We start from the raw sequence: 503 nt of genomic DNA, 5'->3' as shown, positions 1-503 counted from the left end.
CAAGTTTCCTTCTTCCGGAAGGTATACTTGACTGGTTTGACCTTGTAAAGGTAGAAGAAGAGAAGTTGAAGATCTCTAAAAAGAATGTGTACACCGGTATCCTGCATGTATATCTTGATGAGCGGGACAACCGGAAGTCCGGTGAAGAGTCCCTGCAGGAACTTCGTCCCAATGGTTTCACGGAGCCGGCTCTAGTCAACGACTTTCCAATCCGTGACAAGAAGGTAGTCCTTCATATCCGTCGCCGGAGATGGACTTCTCCCGACGGGCATAACGTCGTCATGAATGTCTATCCGCTGGCTGTGACAGGGACCCGCTACTCGAAGGAGTTTGCGGATTTTTTAAAAGAACGTCTTGGATACATCCCCGGTGACGGCACGTTCGCTGGAACCTTACTACAAGATTAACGGGGATCGCCTTGAACGGTCATACAAGGATTATCTGAGCGACTTCCGGCAATGGGAGCAGAAGCCTCATGCATCCGACTGGATATTACTGGAGAA

Annotated in this window: 1 protein-coding gene; it reads left to right on the top strand. The window is 49.5% G+C overall.

Translation table 11 applies throughout. The features are described 5' to 3' along the window. Positions 1-407, top strand: a 407-nt coding sequence (locus tag ACYRYG_RS13360; protein ID WP_460198495.1) for an ISAon1 family transposase N-terminal region protein, incomplete at its 5' end; no start/stop codon positions are given. Between the last annotated feature and the right edge of the window lie 96 nt (positions 408-503).

The sequence above is a fragment of the Segatella asaccharophila genome (genome assembly GCF_054687055.1).
The sequence above is the reverse complement of the archived record's forward strand: the minus strand, read 5'-3'. Positions and strand labels throughout refer to the sequence as shown.